The organism is Weissella sagaensis (assembly GCF_005405285.1).
Classification (GTDB): Bacteria; Bacillota; Bacilli; order Lactobacillales; family Lactobacillaceae; genus Weissella; species Weissella sagaensis.
The window spans coordinates 18,516-36,031 of record NZ_BJDT01000003.1 but is presented as its reverse complement, the minus strand read 5'-3'; the positions used below and the strand labels follow the sequence as shown (position 1 = coordinate 36,031).

General features: G+C 35.6%; 13 protein-coding genes and 1 other RNA gene. 5 read left to right on the top strand and 9 right to left on the bottom strand.

The window, feature by feature from the left end; translation table 11 throughout:
- Nucleotides 1-8 precede the first annotated feature (8 nt).
- The 5 genes from pcrA to FFM55_RS03895 form a co-directional block, all read right to left on the bottom strand.
- Nucleotides 9-2,282 carry a DNA helicase PcrA gene (gene pcrA / locus FFM55_RS03915; protein ID WP_042494059.1) on the bottom strand — a complete coding sequence of 758 codons (2,274 nt, stop codon included), beginning with the start codon at nucleotides 2,280-2,282 and terminating at the stop codon, nucleotides 9-11.
- A gap of 31 nt (nucleotides 2,283-2,313) precedes the next feature.
- Nucleotides 2,314-3,447 (bottom strand): THUMP domain-containing class I SAM-dependent RNA methyltransferase, encoded by a 1,134-nt coding sequence (locus tag FFM55_RS03910; RefSeq protein WP_042494061.1) that lies wholly within the window; start codon nucleotides 3,445-3,447, stop codon nucleotides 2,314-2,316.
- Between the two features lie 102 nt (nucleotides 3,448-3,549).
- An RNA gene (gene rnpB / locus FFM55_RS03905) (RNase P RNA component class B) lies at nucleotides 3,550-3,921 on the bottom strand.
- A gap of 24 nt (nucleotides 3,922-3,945) precedes the next feature.
- Nucleotides 3,946-4,377 carry a cell division regulator GpsB gene (gene gpsB / locus FFM55_RS03900; RefSeq protein ID WP_042494065.1) on the bottom strand — a complete coding sequence of 144 codons (432 nt, stop codon included), beginning with the start codon at nucleotides 4,375-4,377 and terminating at the stop codon, nucleotides 3,946-3,948.
- A gap of 94 nt (nucleotides 4,378-4,471) precedes the next feature.
- Nucleotides 4,472-5,035, bottom strand: coding sequence for an SLOG family protein (locus tag FFM55_RS03895; RefSeq protein WP_042494067.1), 564 nt, complete (start codon nucleotides 5,033-5,035; stop codon nucleotides 4,472-4,474).
- A gap of 108 nt (nucleotides 5,036-5,143) precedes the next feature.
- On the opposite strand from FFM55_RS03895, the gene recU reads away from it, so the two are divergent.
- Together recU and FFM55_RS03885 are read left to right on the top strand one after the other, a co-directional pair.
- Nucleotides 5,144-5,770, top strand: a complete 627-nt coding sequence (recU, locus tag FFM55_RS03890; protein ID WP_042494069.1) for a Holliday junction resolvase RecU — start codon at nucleotides 5,144-5,146, stop codon at nucleotides 5,768-5,770.
- Nucleotides 5,767-8,097, top strand: coding sequence for a PBP1A family penicillin-binding protein (locus FFM55_RS03885; protein WP_137600524.1), 2,331 nt, complete (start codon nucleotides 5,767-5,769; stop codon nucleotides 8,095-8,097). The genes recU and FFM55_RS03885 overlap by 4 nt, the downstream gene beginning before the upstream one ends.
- Before the next feature lie 42 nt (nucleotides 8,098-8,139).
- Here FFM55_RS03885 and FFM55_RS03880 read toward each other — a convergent pair whose 3' ends face one another.
- The 4 genes from FFM55_RS03880 to dinG form a co-directional block, all read right to left on the bottom strand.
- Nucleotides 8,140-8,880 carry a DnaD domain-containing protein gene (locus FFM55_RS03880; RefSeq protein ID WP_042494076.1) on the bottom strand — a complete coding sequence of 247 codons (741 nt, stop codon included), beginning with the start codon at nucleotides 8,878-8,880 and terminating at the stop codon, nucleotides 8,140-8,142.
- Nucleotides 8,881-9,493: 613 nt separating this feature from the next.
- Nucleotides 9,494-10,789: an asparagine--tRNA ligase gene (gene asnS, locus FFM55_RS03875; RefSeq protein WP_042494078.1), complete on the bottom strand. Its 1,296-nt coding sequence runs from the start codon at nucleotides 10,787-10,789 to the stop codon at nucleotides 9,494-9,496.
- A 32-nt stretch (nucleotides 10,790-10,821) separates the two neighbouring features.
- Entirely contained in the window at nucleotides 10,822-11,328 is a 507-nt protein-coding gene (locus FFM55_RS03870) for a cell wall elongation regulator TseB-like domain-containing protein (RefSeq protein WP_228179819.1), read from the bottom strand.
- Nucleotides 11,329-11,423: 95 nt separating this feature from the next.
- Complete coding sequence (gene dinG, locus FFM55_RS03865) at nucleotides 11,424-14,255, bottom strand: helicase C-terminal domain-containing protein (protein WP_137600523.1); 2,832 nt, start codon at nucleotides 14,253-14,255, stop codon at nucleotides 11,424-11,426.
- Between the two features lie 203 nt (nucleotides 14,256-14,458).
- Between dinG and mvk the strand changes: the two genes are divergently transcribed.
- Genes mvk through FFM55_RS03850 form a run of 3 tightly spaced genes read left to right on the top strand, consistent with a single transcriptional unit; the run spans nucleotide 14,459 to nucleotide 17,514 of the window.
- Complete coding sequence (gene mvk, locus FFM55_RS03860; RefSeq protein WP_042494084.1) at nucleotides 14,459-15,439, top strand: mevalonate kinase; 981 nt, start codon at nucleotides 14,459-14,461, stop codon at nucleotides 15,437-15,439.
- 27 nt (nucleotides 15,440-15,466) lie between these two features.
- Nucleotides 15,467-16,450, top strand: a complete 984-nt coding sequence (gene mvaD / locus FFM55_RS03855) for a diphosphomevalonate decarboxylase (RefSeq protein WP_042494086.1) — start codon at nucleotides 15,467-15,469, stop codon at nucleotides 16,448-16,450.
- On the top strand, nucleotides 16,444-17,514 hold the full coding sequence (locus FFM55_RS03850; RefSeq protein ID WP_042494089.1) for a phosphomevalonate kinase: 1,071 nt from the start codon (nucleotides 16,444-16,446) through the stop codon (nucleotides 17,512-17,514). The genes mvaD and FFM55_RS03850 overlap by 7 nt, the downstream gene beginning before the upstream one ends.
- Nucleotides 17,515-17,516: the final 2 nt, after the last annotated feature.

The window sequence follows — 17,516 nt, the reverse complement described above, 5'->3', positions numbered from 1 at the left end:
TCTCCTATCTATTTTTCAACTTTATTAATGGGTGCAAATGCCGCTAATAAACGTTTAATTCCTTGATTAGGAAACGCAATATCTAATTCTTTATCTTCACCATCACCACTTATTTTGACAACATGGCCAATGCCCCATTTTTTATGCGCTACAGCGTCACCAATAACCCAATCTTTTTTTTCAGCACCAGTACTAATAGTACTTGGTTTTGCTTGACTGACTGTATGGGCTGCTGTTTGACGACTACGTCCACTAAATGTTACCCCTTGTGCAGGTGTGACACGGTGATTAAATGGGAAATCATGCTCATTTATTTGTAACCCAGTACCACTGGATACTTCATTAATAAGCTTGCCGTCAATTTCATCAATAAATCTTGATGCTGGATTATTAGTTGTGCGTCCATATAGTAAACGAGAATAAGCGTTTGTTAGATAGAGCCTTTCTTTAGCACGCGTAATACCAACATAAGCTAAACGTCGTTCCTCTTCTAATTGATCATCGTCAGCTGCTGCTCTTGATAATGGGAAAATATTTTCTTCCATACCAATCAAAAAGACAACTGGGAATTCTAGCCCCTTAGCAGCATGTAATGTCATTAATGTAACTTGATTATTAGTGTTTTCATCAACACTGTCTAAATCAGATACTAAGGCTAACTCACCTAAGAAATCAACATATTTAGAAATGCTTTCTTCAGTTGGTTGATAGTTTTTATCAAATTCTGCAGTAACTGATAAAAATTCCGCTAGATTTTCTAGACGGCCTTCATTTTCTGGCGTTGCAACCTTTTTTAACTGTTCTTCATAACCAGATTTATCTAGAATAGCCTTGGTCAAATCTGTAATGCTTAAATCAAATTGCATTTGCTTTCTAAAGGTTTCAATCATATTGGCAAACGCAACTAATTTATTTGCAGCACGTGCCGGTAGTCCTGGAATCAGCAATGCGTTAGCAGCACTATCCAATAATGTCCAATCCTTTTCTAATGCAAAACGACGTAACTTTTCTAATGAAGTTTGGCCGATGCCACGTTTAGGCTCATTAACAATACGTAAAAAGTTTTCATTATCTGCAGAATTTGTAACCAACGCTAAATAAGCAAGTACATCGCGGATTTCTTTACGATCATAAAATTTTGAACCACCAACTACTGTATAGGGCATATTAGCTTTAACTAAAGCCTCTTCAACACCACGTGATTGTGCATTGGTTCGGTATAGAATAGCAAAATCACGATAATCAAATTTATTATCATGACATGCTTTTTTAATCTCTTTAATTACAAAAAGTGCTTCAGCACGATCAGATTGGCCACGATAATAAGTGATTTTATCACCGTCACCATTATCAGTCCATAATTTTTTAACGATACGCTCATCATTATTTCGAATAACGCTATTAGCAGCATCTAAAATAGTTTGTGTTGAACGATAATTTTGCTCAAGCATAACGGTTTTTGCATCAGGATATTCTTTACTAAAGTTCAAAATAATCTGCATATTAGCACCACGCCAACCATAAATTGATTGATCTGAATCACCAACAACTGCTAAATTACGATGTTTTGCTGAAAGTAAGGTCACTAATTCATATTGCGCATCGTTAGTGTCTTGATATTCGTCAACGTGAACATAAAGGAATTTTTCTTGGTAATAAGATAAAACTTCTTGATCTTTATGTAGCAATTCAATTGTTAACATAATCAAATCATCAAAATCAAGAGATTGTGCAAGTGCTAAGCGATGTTGATATTCTTTATATGTTTTACCAACAATTTCCTCAAAAGGACCTGATGCACGTTTTAAATAATTTTCGGGCCTTTCCATAGCATTTTTCGCATTGGAAATAGCACCTAATACTGAACGTGGTGTAAATTTTTCAATATCAACATTTTGATCTTTTAAAATTCTTTTTACTAATGTGCGTTGGGCGCTGGCATCAATGATTGAAAAATCTTTTTTGTAACCCAATTTATCAATATCACGACGAAGAATTCTAACAGCTAAAGCATGAAATGTAGATACCCAAACAGCATCAGCTTCATTTTCGTCAATTAATTGGCTGATACGTTCTTTCATTTCACGGGCAGCTTTATTAGTAAATGTAATTGCCAAAATTCGCCATGGCATAACATTTAGGTCCTTAATCAAGTGCGCAACGCGATGGGTTAACACACGTGTTTTTCCTGAACCCGCACCAGCCATTATTAGAAGTGGGCCTTCTGTTGTAATAACTGCTTCAGCTTGTTTATCATTCATACCCGAAAGTAACGGATTCATATCATATCTCCTCTTAATCTACGTGTAATAATTAATGACGAATTTTTTTACCCCAGTATTGATATAAGTCAACTTTTAGTGCACCGTTATATAATTTACGTTTCTTAGTGGCTTTTTTACCAAATGCAGTTTCAAATTCTTCATCTGAGGTCAAAATATACTTTGACCAAGTTGGCATATTATTATAAATATAACCCATTTGACTATATAACTGACGGGCAGCGGTCTCATCACCTAGACGTTCTCCATATGGAGGATTAGCAATCAAGACACCATTAATTTTGTCAGTGGACCAGTCAGCAGCGGCTAATTGCTTAAAGGTAATATCGTCACCAACACCAGCAGCCTGGGCATTATTTTTAGCAATTTCAATCATGTTTTCATCAATATCATAACCAGTAATATCTAATGATTCCTCAAAATTGATCATACTGCGAGCTTGTGCCTTTAACGTTTGGCCAATATTTTTGTCAAACCAATCCCAATCAGTAATGTCGAATTCACGATTTAATCCAGGTGCAATATTTCGACCAATTAGTGCAGCTTCAATTGCAATAGTTCCTGAACCAGTTGTTGGATCAACGAAAGGATTATCAGTAAACCAGTGTGCTAATTTAACTAGGGCTGCAGCCATTGTTTCCTTTAATGGTGCGCCCCCTTTTTCAGTACGATAACCACGTTTAAATAAAGAATCACCAGTTGTATCTAAAGTAATCATAACGTGGTTCTTATCAATAGCAGTTTCTAAAACGTAGCGTTGACCAGTCTCAGGTAGATAACTATGTGTATGATATGCTTCAGATAAGCGTTTCACGATTGCTTTTTTAGTAATTGCCTGTACCGTTGGAACAGAGTGTAAAATAGAATTCTTTGAGCGCCCGTTAACTGGGAAAACAGCATCATAAGGTAGTAAATCTTCCCAAGGGAAAGCTTTAGTTTGTTCAAATAATTGGTCAAAGGTTTTGGCATCAAACTCTTGTACAACTATTTTAATACGGTCAGCTACACGCAACCATAAGTTAGCACGATAAATATCTTCAACAGTGCCGTCAAAAAATACACGACCATTTTCTGTTTGGGTAGCATATCCCATTTCTTTTAATTCACGAGCGACTAAAGCTTCCATACCGGCACCCATTGTTGCCATTAATTTAAAATTTTTCATGTTTAGTTCTCTTTCTAAGTTTATACGTTTTATTATAAAGTAGTTTGAAATTTTGGGCAAAATAAAACCGACGCCACAAGGACGCCGGCTACCTAATGTATTGGCTGTAAGCCATGTTTTGTTCCAAATAAAAATTGGCAAAATCTATTTGGTGGTAATCATCTATCTCAAACATTTCTGTTTCCTCGACCATCGCTTCGTTTCGCTAGATCAAACGCCCCTACCAAAGTTTGGGTTGCCCGCTCGTGGGGTTTACCGCGTTCCACCCATCGCATTTCTTTGATGGTTCGTCACTGTGGCACCTTAACAGCTACTAAAATCATAGGCAGTGCCCGTAGATAATTTCACTGGCCGTCAATTACAAGAATTGCCTAGCCTTATTTTTTCAGCTAGCACGAACACTACTAACATCACAGTTAGTGCGAGCATGGACTTTCCTCATGCAACATAAGCTGCACGCAATTACCCACCAATACATCACAAATATCCATTATACACTTAATCTGTAGATTGTGTAGTGCTTTCTGAAATAATTACATCTTCAATATCATGTGCTTGTTCATCTGGTTGATCATCAGCTTTTTCTTGTGGCTTTTTAAATTGCTCAGATGAAGCTTTACCAAATACACGACGTTCTAAGTTAGATAGTCGCTTCAAAATATCCATATTAGTATTCACAGCAGGTGCAGGCGATGCTTTCGGTTCAGAAGTTGGTGTTGCTGAAACTTGCTTTGTTAATTCGGCAACTTGATCCTTTAACTTTTGATTTTGATTCGTCAATTCACCAATATTATTCTGAAAAGCTTGGTAATCAGAAATAATTTCATCTAAATAAGCATCAACATCTGTAATATCATAACCAGTACCAATGCGTGTCTTTTTAAAATCCTTGTTTAGAATTTCTTCCCGAGTATGTTGCACGTTTTCCATCACTTGCACTCCTTAGTTTTCTTCTAATACTAGTTTAACAGCTTTTCAACTAGATGACAAAATTACTTGTATAAATAAATGATTTTTGTGATGATTAATAGTCATAATTTTCTAATTGATATTCATCAGCATATTCTTGTAAACGCTCAAAATCAATTAAACGAACAGGATATTCATGATTGTTTGCATGATTTTGCATTGCATTATATTCAAATTTCGCCCGTGAATTAGGCACTTCCGTATCATAAAAAATAACAGAATGTTCAGTATGTGCTAGCATAAAATTTTGATAGTCTTTGAGTTGTTGCGGGTTTTTATAAGGGGTATTAAATACAGAACTATTAAAATCAACGCCCTCTTTTAAAGCATTCAACTTTAATTGCTTAGTTTCTTTCCAATTTTTCCCAAAATCAATAAAGGGTGTCATCATCGCAATTTTAAATTCAGGAAAGGTTGTTTCTTTTAATTGTAGAGCTTGTTCAACCGCCCATTGCTCAATGCCAAGCTGGCCACCTGTAATTAGCCACTCACAACCGTCATTGATAGCGTTAGTCAAAATCTTATTTAATGCATAATTGATGACAGTTAATTTTGAATCTTTGTTATTAAATATTCCTAATTCGTAGTCACGAAATCCAGTTATCCATATACGATTCATCTCTTGCCTCCTTTTATCTGACGATGGCTATTAAATTCATTGAACCTGTTACTATCCTGCTACATTTGGTATAATAACAAAGATAAAGTTTAATTATAGGAGTTCATAATGGCTTTCAATTATCCGAATGGACATTCTTTTAATCAAAAAGCATTTCAAAAACCAATTGTAAGCTATGGTGCTTCACAGAGCAATCGGGGAATGTCATTAGAACATGATATTAATGAAGCGAATAAATATTATTTGGCAATGGGTCAGGCGGTTATTCATAAAAAACCAACACCAGTCCAAATAGTAAATGTTAGCTACCCTGCTCGTGCAGCAGCGAAAATTACCGAAGCTTATTTTCGGCAAGCTTCAACAACAGATTATAATGGTATCTATAAAGGCTATTATATTGACTTTGATGCTAAGGAGACAACCCACAAACGATCGTTTCCTTTAAATAATATTCATGAGCACCAAGTTAAACATCTAAAGGCAATTGTTAAACAAAATGGATTAGCTTTTATGATTATTAGATTTACCGTTTTGCAAGAAACTTACGTTGTATGGGCAAAATTAATTTTTGAATATTGGGATAATAGAGAAACCGGTCGGAAATCTATTCCCTATGAAGAGATTGCTAAATTTGGTGCATTAGTTGAACAACAATATAATCCAACTACTCCCTATTTACAAGCAGTTGATAAATTACTCATAGAATGTAAAAAAGAAGGAGATAATTTAATATGACAGAGAAAATGCCACGTGTTTCGCGAGGACAGCAGAACACGAATAATAATAAACGGCCGTCTCAACCTAAGAAAACAAATAATGAGAAGACTAATTCTAAATTTAAACGTATTGCAAAGTACACCATTTTAGGTTTAATCATTTTAGCTGTTGTTGGTGGTTTGAGTGGTGCTGGATTATTTGCTTATTATGCATCATCTGCCCCAAAAGTTACGAATGCGGCGTTAGTGGGTACATCACAAACTAAGTTTTTAGATCGTGATGGTAATGTTTTTTATTCGACTGGTTCAAAACGTGAAAGTGCGCGTCAAAGTGAGATTCCTAAACAGATGCGTATGGCAATCGTTTCAATTGAAGACCGACGTTTCTATAAGCACCATGGTGTAGATCCTCGTCGAATTCTTGGTGCCGCTTTTGCGAACGTCACTGGTTCATCTTTGGGATTACAAGGTGGGTCTACCCTAACCCAACAATTGATTAAGTTGACGGCTTTTTCAACGAAGTCTAGTGATCAAACATTGAAGCGTAAAGCGCAAGAAGCGTGGCTAGCTCTAAAACTTGAAAAGCAATATTCAAAGAATCAAATTTTAACCTTATATATGAATAAAGTTTATATGGGTAACGGTGTTTATGGTATGAAGACTGCTGCTGATTATTACTTTAATAAAGATCTTTCTGACTTAACCGTACCACAAATAGCTTTCTTAGCTGGTTTGCCACAGTCCCCTTCTGGATATGATCCCTATTCTAATCCAAAGGGTGCAACTAATCGCCGCAATGAAGTATTAACGGCTATGGCAAATAATGGTGTGATTTCTCAAACTGAAGCGAAAGAATATCGCAATACACCTATCACAGATGGTTTAGCTAAAGAACACGCTTCATTAGATACTGAAGATAATAAAGTGGATGATGCTTATATCACTTCGGTTCGTAATAAATTAACAGATCTTGGTTATGATTTGAATAAAGATGGTTTAGTTGTACAAACTAATTTGGATTCTAAGGTACAACAACGTGCATATGATGTAACGAATACTAATGATTATGTACAATGGACTGATGATATGATGCAAGTTGGTTTGACGGTTACTGACCCTAATAACGGACAAGTTATTGCACAAATTGGTGGTCGTAAGCAAAGTTCTTTGCAAGGAACTAATCGTGCAACAAATACTGGTCGTTCTTCTGGTTCAACTGCTAAACCATTAGTTGATTATGGTCCAGCAGTTGAAAACTTAGATTGGTCAACTAATCATTCATTAAATGATGCACCATACGTGTATCCAGGTTCAAACATACCGGTTTATAATGCTGATCGTCAATATCAAGGTAATATTACGATGCGTAAAGCACTTGCTCTATCACGAAATATTCCGGCAATTAAAACATTACAAGAAGTCGGCTATGATAATTCGGCTAAATTCTTAAATGGCTTGGGAATTCCCATTAAAAGTGACGAACTAGTTGCTTCTAGTGCAATTGGTATCAATGTATCTAGTGAACAGGAAGCAGCAGCTTTTTCAGCCTTTGATAATGGTGGGACTTATTATGAGCCACAGTATATTTCTAAAATTACAGATCAAAGTGGCGCCGTTAAGGAATTTAAAGATTCTGGTAAACAGGCAATGAAAGGCTCAACAGCATTTATGCTAACTAACATGATGAAGTCAGTTATTACTGATTCATATGCTAAGATAATTAATACTTCTGATTATGCACAAGCTGGTAAAACTGGTGTGACAGCCTATGATGATAAATTAAATATGCCGGATGGGTCTGCATCGGATGCTTGGTTTACTGGGTATACAAAGCAAGCAGCAATCTCTGTTTGGACTGGTTACGATCAACCTAATGAACCCGGTCATTCTCTAGCTGCAGGTGAACAACAATTTATCCCATTACGTGTATACAAGGCGCTGATGGATTATATTATGTCAAATGCTAATGCCGATGGCACTGATTGGGAAATGCCAAATAGTGTTAAGAGTACAACGATTAATGGTATTAAAGAGTATTCAGTCGTTGGTGCTAATACTTCAGCAGAAAAGGTAATTAGTCAACCTGTAAGACGAACACCTACAACGCCTAGAAGAAGCAGTAGTTCATCTTCATCAGTCGTTCAAGAACCATCAAGTAGTTCATCTGAGGCTGAAGAACCAGCCTCATCATCAACCTCAGAACAACCGGAGAGTTCATCAGAATCTAGTGAACCAACCTCCTCATCAACTAGCAGTGATGAGAATTCAGAAACAACCTCAAGTGACAGCACGCCTTCATCAAGTTCAGGTGAAAACGAGCAGCCAAGTGAGTCAGTATCACAATAGTTAATAAAAACGAGACAACTAAAAATTTGGTTGTCTCGTTTTTTATTTGAATTTATTCCAATCAACATTAAATATATCGATGTCAAGCGGGATATCAATTGCTTCGTCTGACTGTAATTGTTTGTACTGCTGATGTTTATTTTTTTCATTCGTAATATCATTTAATGAATGATAATTTTTTTTCTGCCATGATACCAAAATAGTTTCAATATATCTTAGGTTTAAGGCACCATTCAAAACAGCTTCTTGGACAGCAGCTTTAATAAATAGTGGCTTAAAATGGTCAATATCAAACCAGTTTTTAATTGTCTCCATTTCAATTTGGCTTAATGGACGTCCAAATTCTTGCTCAATTAAATTATAAATGTCTGCCCGCTTAATTTGACCCTCTTCAGTTGCGGGTAATCCCTGTTTATCAATACGATCGTTTGTACTTTCTTGATTCACTTTAATCTTAAATAAGGCAACGTAAAGGGGCATAAAATCTAGTTCAGTAGTAACCCTACCATCATTAGCATGACGACTATTAAATTTAACTAAGCCTTTCTTGCGCATTTCTTCTAAATGAGAAAATACCTTTTTAGCTGACCAACCTAATACTTGACCAATTTGTTCTGTGCTAGGTTCTAAATCACCATGATCAGCGCCCATTTTGGTTTGAATATATACTAATAATTCATCATTGTTCAGGCCGATTTCACGATAATGTTGTAATAAAAAATTATTCAACGTTGTTTGACCTGACTTTAAAAACGACATCAAATTGTTTTGATCAATTTCCATTTTTTGACACCTTTTCAATATAATACTTAAATTTGTTCATAAAATAATAAGATTATCCAAATGGAAAACCTTGATTTGTTAATTTTCATTACGTATTTTTAAATAAATTACCAATAGTAGTAACAATTAATACCGACTAATATTGGTAAATGAATAGTTTGTTGATTAACAACCCTTATTAAAATAATACCATCTAGCATACCATATATCATTATGTTAAGAAATGGTGATTCGAATGATGAGTTATAGATCATACTAGTAACACACGTTATTTTTAGTTAAACAACTATAGATATTGAATTTATGATGGACTTTTGATAATTTTTTATTTTAAGTCCCATTGTATAAAATAATTACTAAAGTCTTCTACATGTTCCCTTGTTATTATACCTAAAATAAAAATCACTAATTTGGTTGTTAGGCATAATAAAGTTATCAACCAACTAAATTTTTAGATAAAATATAGTAAAAACTTGGTTACTTTTTTGTGGGAAAATTGTGGGAATTTTAGCGTATTTTGTCGAATATTATCGTACATTACAGAACAAATAAAAACCGCTACAAACATTGCCATAACAGAGTTTGTAGCGGTTTAATAGTATTTGTATTCAGCTTATGGCCATAGTCTGTTCATTGTGCGTGGAAACGGTATTGCTTCACGAATATGCTCTTCGCCAGTGATCCAAGTTACAGCACGTTCTAGTCCAAGTCCAAATCCAGAATGAGGTACAGAACCATACTTACGTAAATCTAGGTACCATGAGTATTCATTAAGATCAAGACCTTGCTCTTTAATGCGCTTCTCTAGATAATCATAATCAGTATCACGCTCAGAGCCACCAATGATTTCACCATAACCCTCAGGTGCTAACAAGTCAGCAGAAATAACAACGTCATCACGATCAGGATGGCGTTTCATATAAAAGGCTTTAATGGCCTTAGGGAAATTAGTAATAAATACCGGCTTTGCAAAATGGTTTGCTAAGAAAGTTTCCTCAGGTGAACCAAAATCAACCCCCCATTGCACATCAAAGTCATTATCTTGCAATAACTTAATAGCATCATCATATGAGACACGTGGATATGGTAATTGTGTATATGACTTTAATAGATCTTTATCACGACCTAATAGATCCAATTCATATTCATTACGGTCCAAGACAGCTTGAATTAAGTAAGCAATGTAACGTTCTTGAACTTTTAATGAATCTTCTTGAGTCATCCAAGCCATTTCAGGTTCAATCATCCAAAATTCTGTTAGGTGACGACGTGTCTTTGACTTTTCGGCACGGAAAGTTGGCCCAAAAGTGAAAACCCGTCCGAAAGCCATGGCACCAGCTTCGGCATATAATTGACCTGTTTGTGAAAGGTATGCATCTTCGTCAAAATATTCAGTGTGGAACAATTCGGTTGTTCCTTCAGGTGCTGAACCTGTCATTAATGGTGAATCAATTTTAATAAACCCTTCTTTATTAAAGAATTCGTATGTCGCAGCAATCAAAGTATTACGGATACGTAGTACAGCAAATGGCTGAATGTGACGTAAATATAAATGACGATGATCCATTAAGAACTCTGTTCCATGTTCTTTTGGTGTAATTGGGTATCCCTCTGATTCACCAACAACTGTTAAATCTTTGATTTGCATCTCGTAACCAAATGGTGAGCGCTCATCAGCAACAATTGTCCCAATTAAATACATGCTTGTTTCTTGTGTAAGAGCCTTTGCTTTAGAAAAAATATCTTCACCAACATTAGCTTTAACAACAACACCTTGGAAGAAAGCCGTACCATCACGTAATTGCAAGAATTGCATCTTACCTGATCCACGTTTATTTCTTAGCCATGCACCTAAACGGACTTCTTGGCCAACATAATTTTTCGCGTCTTCAATGCGAATTGTTTCCATTATTTTGAGCTCCTTTATGGTTAATAAATATTTTATAAATGACGAATAGTCTGTACTTGTTTACCATTTGAAAATTGGTATGTGATAAAGTTTAAATTGTCATCTTTGTCAATAAAAGTAACTTGCCAAACTGGCACTTTTTCATATATTGCTAAACCAATACTAGTTACTTTTTGTGGATTAAATTGTTTATCTACTAATTTTCGAACGTCTTTTTCTGACAAACCATCGGCCATATTTATAGTTGTTAGTTTATTTGATTTTCCACGAGCAATAACACCAACTTGTTCGTGCTTTTTATTTTCACCGATTGCACTATAATATGTGTTTTGCCGTGAAATACGATAAAATTTTGATACAGAGGATAACTTATTCGATTGCTTAGCAACTTTTGTTATGCGCTCTTTGGCAGTATCAATAGGGCTTTGTGCTTTTTCTAAAATTGATATACCAATCAAAATGATGACTAAAAATATTAAGATACCAAGTAACCAGTGTCGAAGCCGCTTACCACGATATCCGTGAATTGTTGATCGCATACGCATCTCCATGTCACTAAGCTCCTTTATAATAAATACTCTTTACCCACTATAAAAACAAACCACTTATTACTTTACCAAATTTTTGTTCCTTATTAAAGTTGTTTATGTTCTTCTGCAAAAAAATTCTGTAAAGTTGGGACGATTTTATCATCAGTTAGTTCTTTTTGCGGTAGATTTGTTGGTAACATTTTGCGTAATGTTTTACCATATGCCTTCGTTAAAATACGAACATCATAAATAATAATGGCACCATAATCTTCTGGTGTTCTTATTAAACGACCAATACCTTGCCTTAATCTAAGAACTGCTTTAGGTAAGGTACTTTGGTAAAATGGTTGCTTACCTTGAGCAGTTAAAACCGCTTCCTCTGCTTTTTGTAGCACTGTATCTGGACGGTCAAATGGTAATCGTGCAATAACAAGTAATCGTAATTGGTCACCTGGTAAGTCAATGCCTTCCCAGAAACTGGCAGCGCCTAACACCACAATATTTTTTTCGGACTGCATACGTTTCCTAATTTTACCACGCGTCCCAGTTACGCCTTGCGCCAAAATTGTTAACTTACTTTGCTGTAGTTTTGGGTTAGCTTGCATTTGATTGTACACTTGTTGAATCATTTCCAAAGAATTAAACAAAACTAGTGTATTTTTATTTACAGCTGTTGTGACGTTGACTAATTGATTTGCTAAATAGTTTACAAAATGCTTATCTGTTGGTGCTGGTGCATTTTTAACCATCAAAAGTCTAGCCTGCTTTTCAAAATCAAAAATATCAGGATAATGACGTACCGTTGCTGTTTCTTTATCTATATTTAATCGATCATATAAATAACCTGATTTCGTTGATGTAAATAAAGTTGCACCGATAATTGTTGGTGGCATGAAATGAGGATAAACTTTTTCTTCAAAATAATTTAATGTATGTAATAATCCACCACTTAACTTTAAATTACTACTATCATGATTTGGCGCATCAGTTAACCAAAAAATACTGGCCTTCGGAAAATCAACCAAGTCTTGTTGGAAAATTGTCAATTGTTTTTCATATTGACTAATACTATCTAATAAACGCCTAAAATCAGCTAATTGTTGTCTTTCTCCTAGTGAAAATGCAATTTTAGAATAACTAAATTGTCCTAATAAAATTTGTAATGAATCTTCTAAATGCAATACTTCTTTATGGATACTAGTGACATGATTTGCTTGATCAACCCAAAACTGAGCAAAATCATTATTGGCCAAAGCAATTTCGTATTGGCCCTGTGTTGCTGGCATTTTTTTATTTAATAAAAAACGTCGGTATAAAGCAACTTGTAATTGCGGAATTTCATTTGAGATGATTTCTAAAGATTGCAATAAATGATTTTTTAATCGTTCACCACCAATAATACGGTGCAAAATATCACCAATAGCTGGTTTAGTGTCTTGTAGAATTAAATTGATTGCTGTTTGCACTCGAGCTAGCCATGTTTGAATTGGTAGCTGATGGCGACTTTGATCTAAAACAGCTGAAGGTAAGTTTTGCGCTTCATCAATTACTAAATAAGGCTTATTTTTTTGATCACCTAATTCACTTGCATATTCTGCTAAATAATTATGGTTAACGACTAAAAATTGCGCTTGTTTTGCTAAAACATGTTGTCTTTCAAAAAATTCGTAACCATAGAATGGTGAGCCTGTCGGATTATTAGCATTTTGTGATAGCTTTGCGATAAATTTTTGTTGTGCATTCATTAAATGCAACTCATCAAAATCACCACGAACTGTTTCGGTTAACCACACTAAAATTTGTGCTTTAATAAACTGTAATGATGTAGTCCCTTCATCAATTTGCAATGAGCGTTTAAAACTTTGCAAATTCAAATATTGACGCCGTCCTTTTAGACTAACTGCCCGAACTTCAAAAGGTAAAATATCATGTAATGTCGTATTAATCGTTTCAGTAACCTGTGTTTGCAAGGTAATAGTTGGTTCCGTAATAATAACTTGTTTGTCTGAATCATTAGCTAAATAAGCAAAAGGTAACAAAAAGCCGAGTGTTTTGCCCATACCAGTTGGTGCTTCTGCAACAAAAGCAGATTCTCCTGGCACTGTTGAAAACGTTGGCTTTGTATAGTGTTTCTTTATGGCATTCATCAATTTAGCTTGTTGCTCACGGTACGTTAAAGTTTCGCCATACAGTTGTTGTTTAGCTGCACGTTTAGCCGGATAAGACATATTTTTTGTGTTACTTAATGGCTCAGGATCACTGAAACGATGAATTGCTAGCCCATCTATTACTTGTAAGTGTTTTGATAACGGTTGACGTAATGACTTTGCTTTTAACAGTGCTTTTTCAAACAATTCTTTAGAATCCTTTGGTAATACCAAAGGTAAATCTACTAAAGATTGTAAGGTCACTATCGGTAATGATTCTAGCCGAGTGATGATTTTAATTAATAAAGCAGCTGTTGCTAAAGCGTCACTATCTGCTTGATGAGGTCGCCCATGAGTTAAGGATAAATAAGTTGTCAAATCTACTAAGCGAAAGCCTGGCGCTGTTGGCCACACAATTTGACTTAAGGTAACAGTATCTAAAGCTACCAAGTCTAATTCACGCAACCCTGCTCTTTTAAATTCGGCATTTAAGAATGGTAAATCAAAATTGACATTGTGCGCGACAAAAATGGTTCCTGACAACATGGTATGAATTGATTCAGCAATATCTGAAAACAATGGCGCCCCTTCTACCATATTTTGTGTGATACCTGTCAACTGCACAATATTTCGTGGAATAATTTCCCTTGGATTTATTAAAGTTGAAAATTGATTAATAATTTTTTTGTTTTGTACGAACGCAATCGCAATTTGAATGATGCGACCTGATTCGCTCGTTGTACGAGTTGTTTCTAGATCAACAACTGCATAGATGTCTTTATTTAGCATCGAAACGCACCACGACTTTCTCTTATAATCTTAGGTAAATTATAGCATATTTATACAGCTATATTTATGTAATCTGCTATTGGATTATGTCACAATCATATAAAGCATATTCTAATATACTTTGTTAAGAATCGTGTAAAATTAAAAGGGATACATATATTTAAGCTTATAATTATATGATGTAATTAGCCTATGAATTTGATATGATTAAAAAAGCTACAATAAAAATAGAATGGATTGGTAATTTCAAAGTGAAAAAACCAGGAATCGGCGTAAGCCATGCCAAAGTTATTTTACTTGGCGAACATGCGGTCGTTTATGGCCAACCAGCCATTGCACTTCCCTTACCGGATTTGGCAATGACTGTCAAAATAGAACCACGCGAAGCAGGACAGGTAATCTTGTCTCAATCCTATCGCGGTTCATTAGAAGCAATGGCAGAAGTTTATGAAGGTATTCGTCAGCTGATCATCAGATTATTACGGTACTTTGATGCAGCAGATTTGCCTTTTACGATGACCATTACTTCTAACATTCCACAAGAACGTGGTATGGGTTCATCCGCAGCAACAGCTATTGCAATTGTTCGTGGTTTGTTTGATTTTTTCAATAAGCCTCTTTCAAAATCAGAATTACAACGTTGGGCAAGTATTGAAGAATCAATTACTCATGGGTCACCTTCAGGTCTAGACACTGCAACGGTTGCTAATGACCAAGCAATTTGGTTTGTTAAAGGCGAACAACCCCAAAAAATAAATGTATCACTAGATGCAACACTTATCATTGCCGACACAGGTATTCAAGGACAAACAGGAATGGCCGTGGCAGTTGTGCGTGAACATCTTTTTAATGAACCTAAAACGACACAGCACCATATTGATAAAATTGGGGAAATTGTTAAAAATACTCGTATTGCTATTTCGGAGAATAACGTCCTTAAATTAGGGCAATTTATGAATAAAGCACAAAAGCATTTAGAAGCTTTGGGTATTTCTCATCCTAAATTGGATGAGTTAATTTCAGCAGCTCGCAATGCTGGTGCGTTAGGCGCTAAACTTACTGGTGGTGGTGTTGGTGGCACAATGATTGCACTAACTCAAAATGCCGAGCAAACAACTAATGTTTTAACCGCGTTAGAAGCTGCCGGTGCGCATGAGGTTTGGACACAAACGTATAGTCATTAATCATTTTTAGCATTAGGAGTTTTTAAGATGCATTTTACAGCACGTGCGCATACAAATATCGCATTATTAAAATATTGGGGTAAAGCAGATACTGCTATCATAACACCTACGACGACATCAATATCTTTGACGCTTGATGAATTTTATACAGATACAACTGTTTGGTTTGATGAAAGTTTAACAGCTGATAAATTTATCTTAGATAATGAAATTATAACTGGACATGCCCTGCAAAAAGTTAGTCGTTTCCTTAACATTGTGCGACAACAAGCAGGTATTGCTAGTTATGCATCAGTCATTTCAACTAATCATGTGCCAACGGCAGCTGGCTTAGCATCATCAGCTTCAGCATTTGCAGCCTTAGCTGGTGCTGCTAGTAAAGCAGCTGGGTTAGATTTAACTTTAACAGAACTTTCGCGTCTAGCCCGTCAAGGATCGGGTTCGGCAACCCGATCAATTTTTGGTGGCTTCGCGCAGTGGACACCAGGCAATGATTTAACATCAGTAGGTTCTCCATTACTAGCTGATGCAGATTGGCCAATTCAGTTGATGACGGTTGTTATTAATGATCAACAAAAAGAAGTTGGTTCTCGTGCCGGCATGCAACATGCTATGACAACTTCCCCTTTTTACGATTTATGGGTGAAAACAGCTAATGAACAAGTCAATCAAATGATAACTGCAATTCATGAGCATGATTTAATGACTATTGGCCAAATAGCAGAAGCTAATGCGCTTCAAATGCATGCAACTAATATGACAGCCGTTCCCCCATTTAACTATTTAACTGATAAAAGTTGGGAAGTTATTTTGATGGCTCAAGAATTACGACAAAAAGGAATTCCTGTTTATGCCACAATGGATGCCGGACCAAATGTCAAATTAATTTCTAATCCTGCTGATACTGAGGTCATTAAAGAAGCGCTGTTAGCAATTGTTTCAGATAATCAAGTTATTAATGCGCACCCAGGACCGGGAATTCAAATCAATGCAGGAGACTCCATATGTTAGTGACGGCACAAGCGCCTGGTAAATTATTTTTAATTGGTGAATATGCGATAACATTCCCTTTCCAAAGTGCAGTCGCCTTTGCAGTTGATAAGTATGTTACCGTAACAGCTGAAGCAAATGATACACGAGTGGTAGATATCACAAGTGACCAACTCGGCAACTTAAAAATACCTTTTGAACACTTACAAAAATCACTTACCATGGATAATTGGCAATTAGTAAAAAGAACGATAGCTGTTTTATATCAATATTATTTTAAAAATATTGCTGTTTATAAAGGATTAAAACTTAATATTACAAGTGATTTAACTTTTCAAGGTAAAAAATTAGGATTAGGATCATCTGCCGCAGTAGTGATTGCGCTTATAAAAGCATTTAATAAAGTATTTAATTTAAAATTGTCAAAGCAAGAACAATTTAAATTAGGTGCCATTGTTATGCTCACCCTACCGCAATTTTCTAAAGGATCAATGGCTGATGTTGCTGTGGCAACTTATGGAGATGTTTTGTCTTATCGTAAATTTGATGATGCCTTTGTGAAACAACTATTAACTAATGGCACAGATTATGCAACGATTATGCAACGTGATTGGCCTGGTTTGGATATCAAAATTTTGCCATGGCCTGATGATTGGCAAATTGCAATTGGTTGGACAAAAACACCCGCTGACACACAAGCGATATTGAATCATGTTATGTCATCTGAAAAAATAGCAACCGCAAAAGAAGAACTTGTCCTAACAACAAAGCCGCTCATTGATAAATTTATTTCGGGTCTTGAAAATAACGACTTTGAAATGGTATCTCAAAGTATCCTTTTAAATGCTATTAACATTACTAATTACACGAATGCAGTGGCAATTAATTATTTAACAGACAGCTTAACGAATGCCCTTAATATAGCCAATGCCTTACATATACCAGCAAAAATTTCAGGGGCTGGTGGTGGTGATAACGTTATCGCAATTACAACTCATAATGAAAATAAAGAAAAATTACAAAAGGCCTGGCAACGCTCTGGTATTATCCCACTACCCTTGCATATCGCAACTTTAGGAGAATAAGC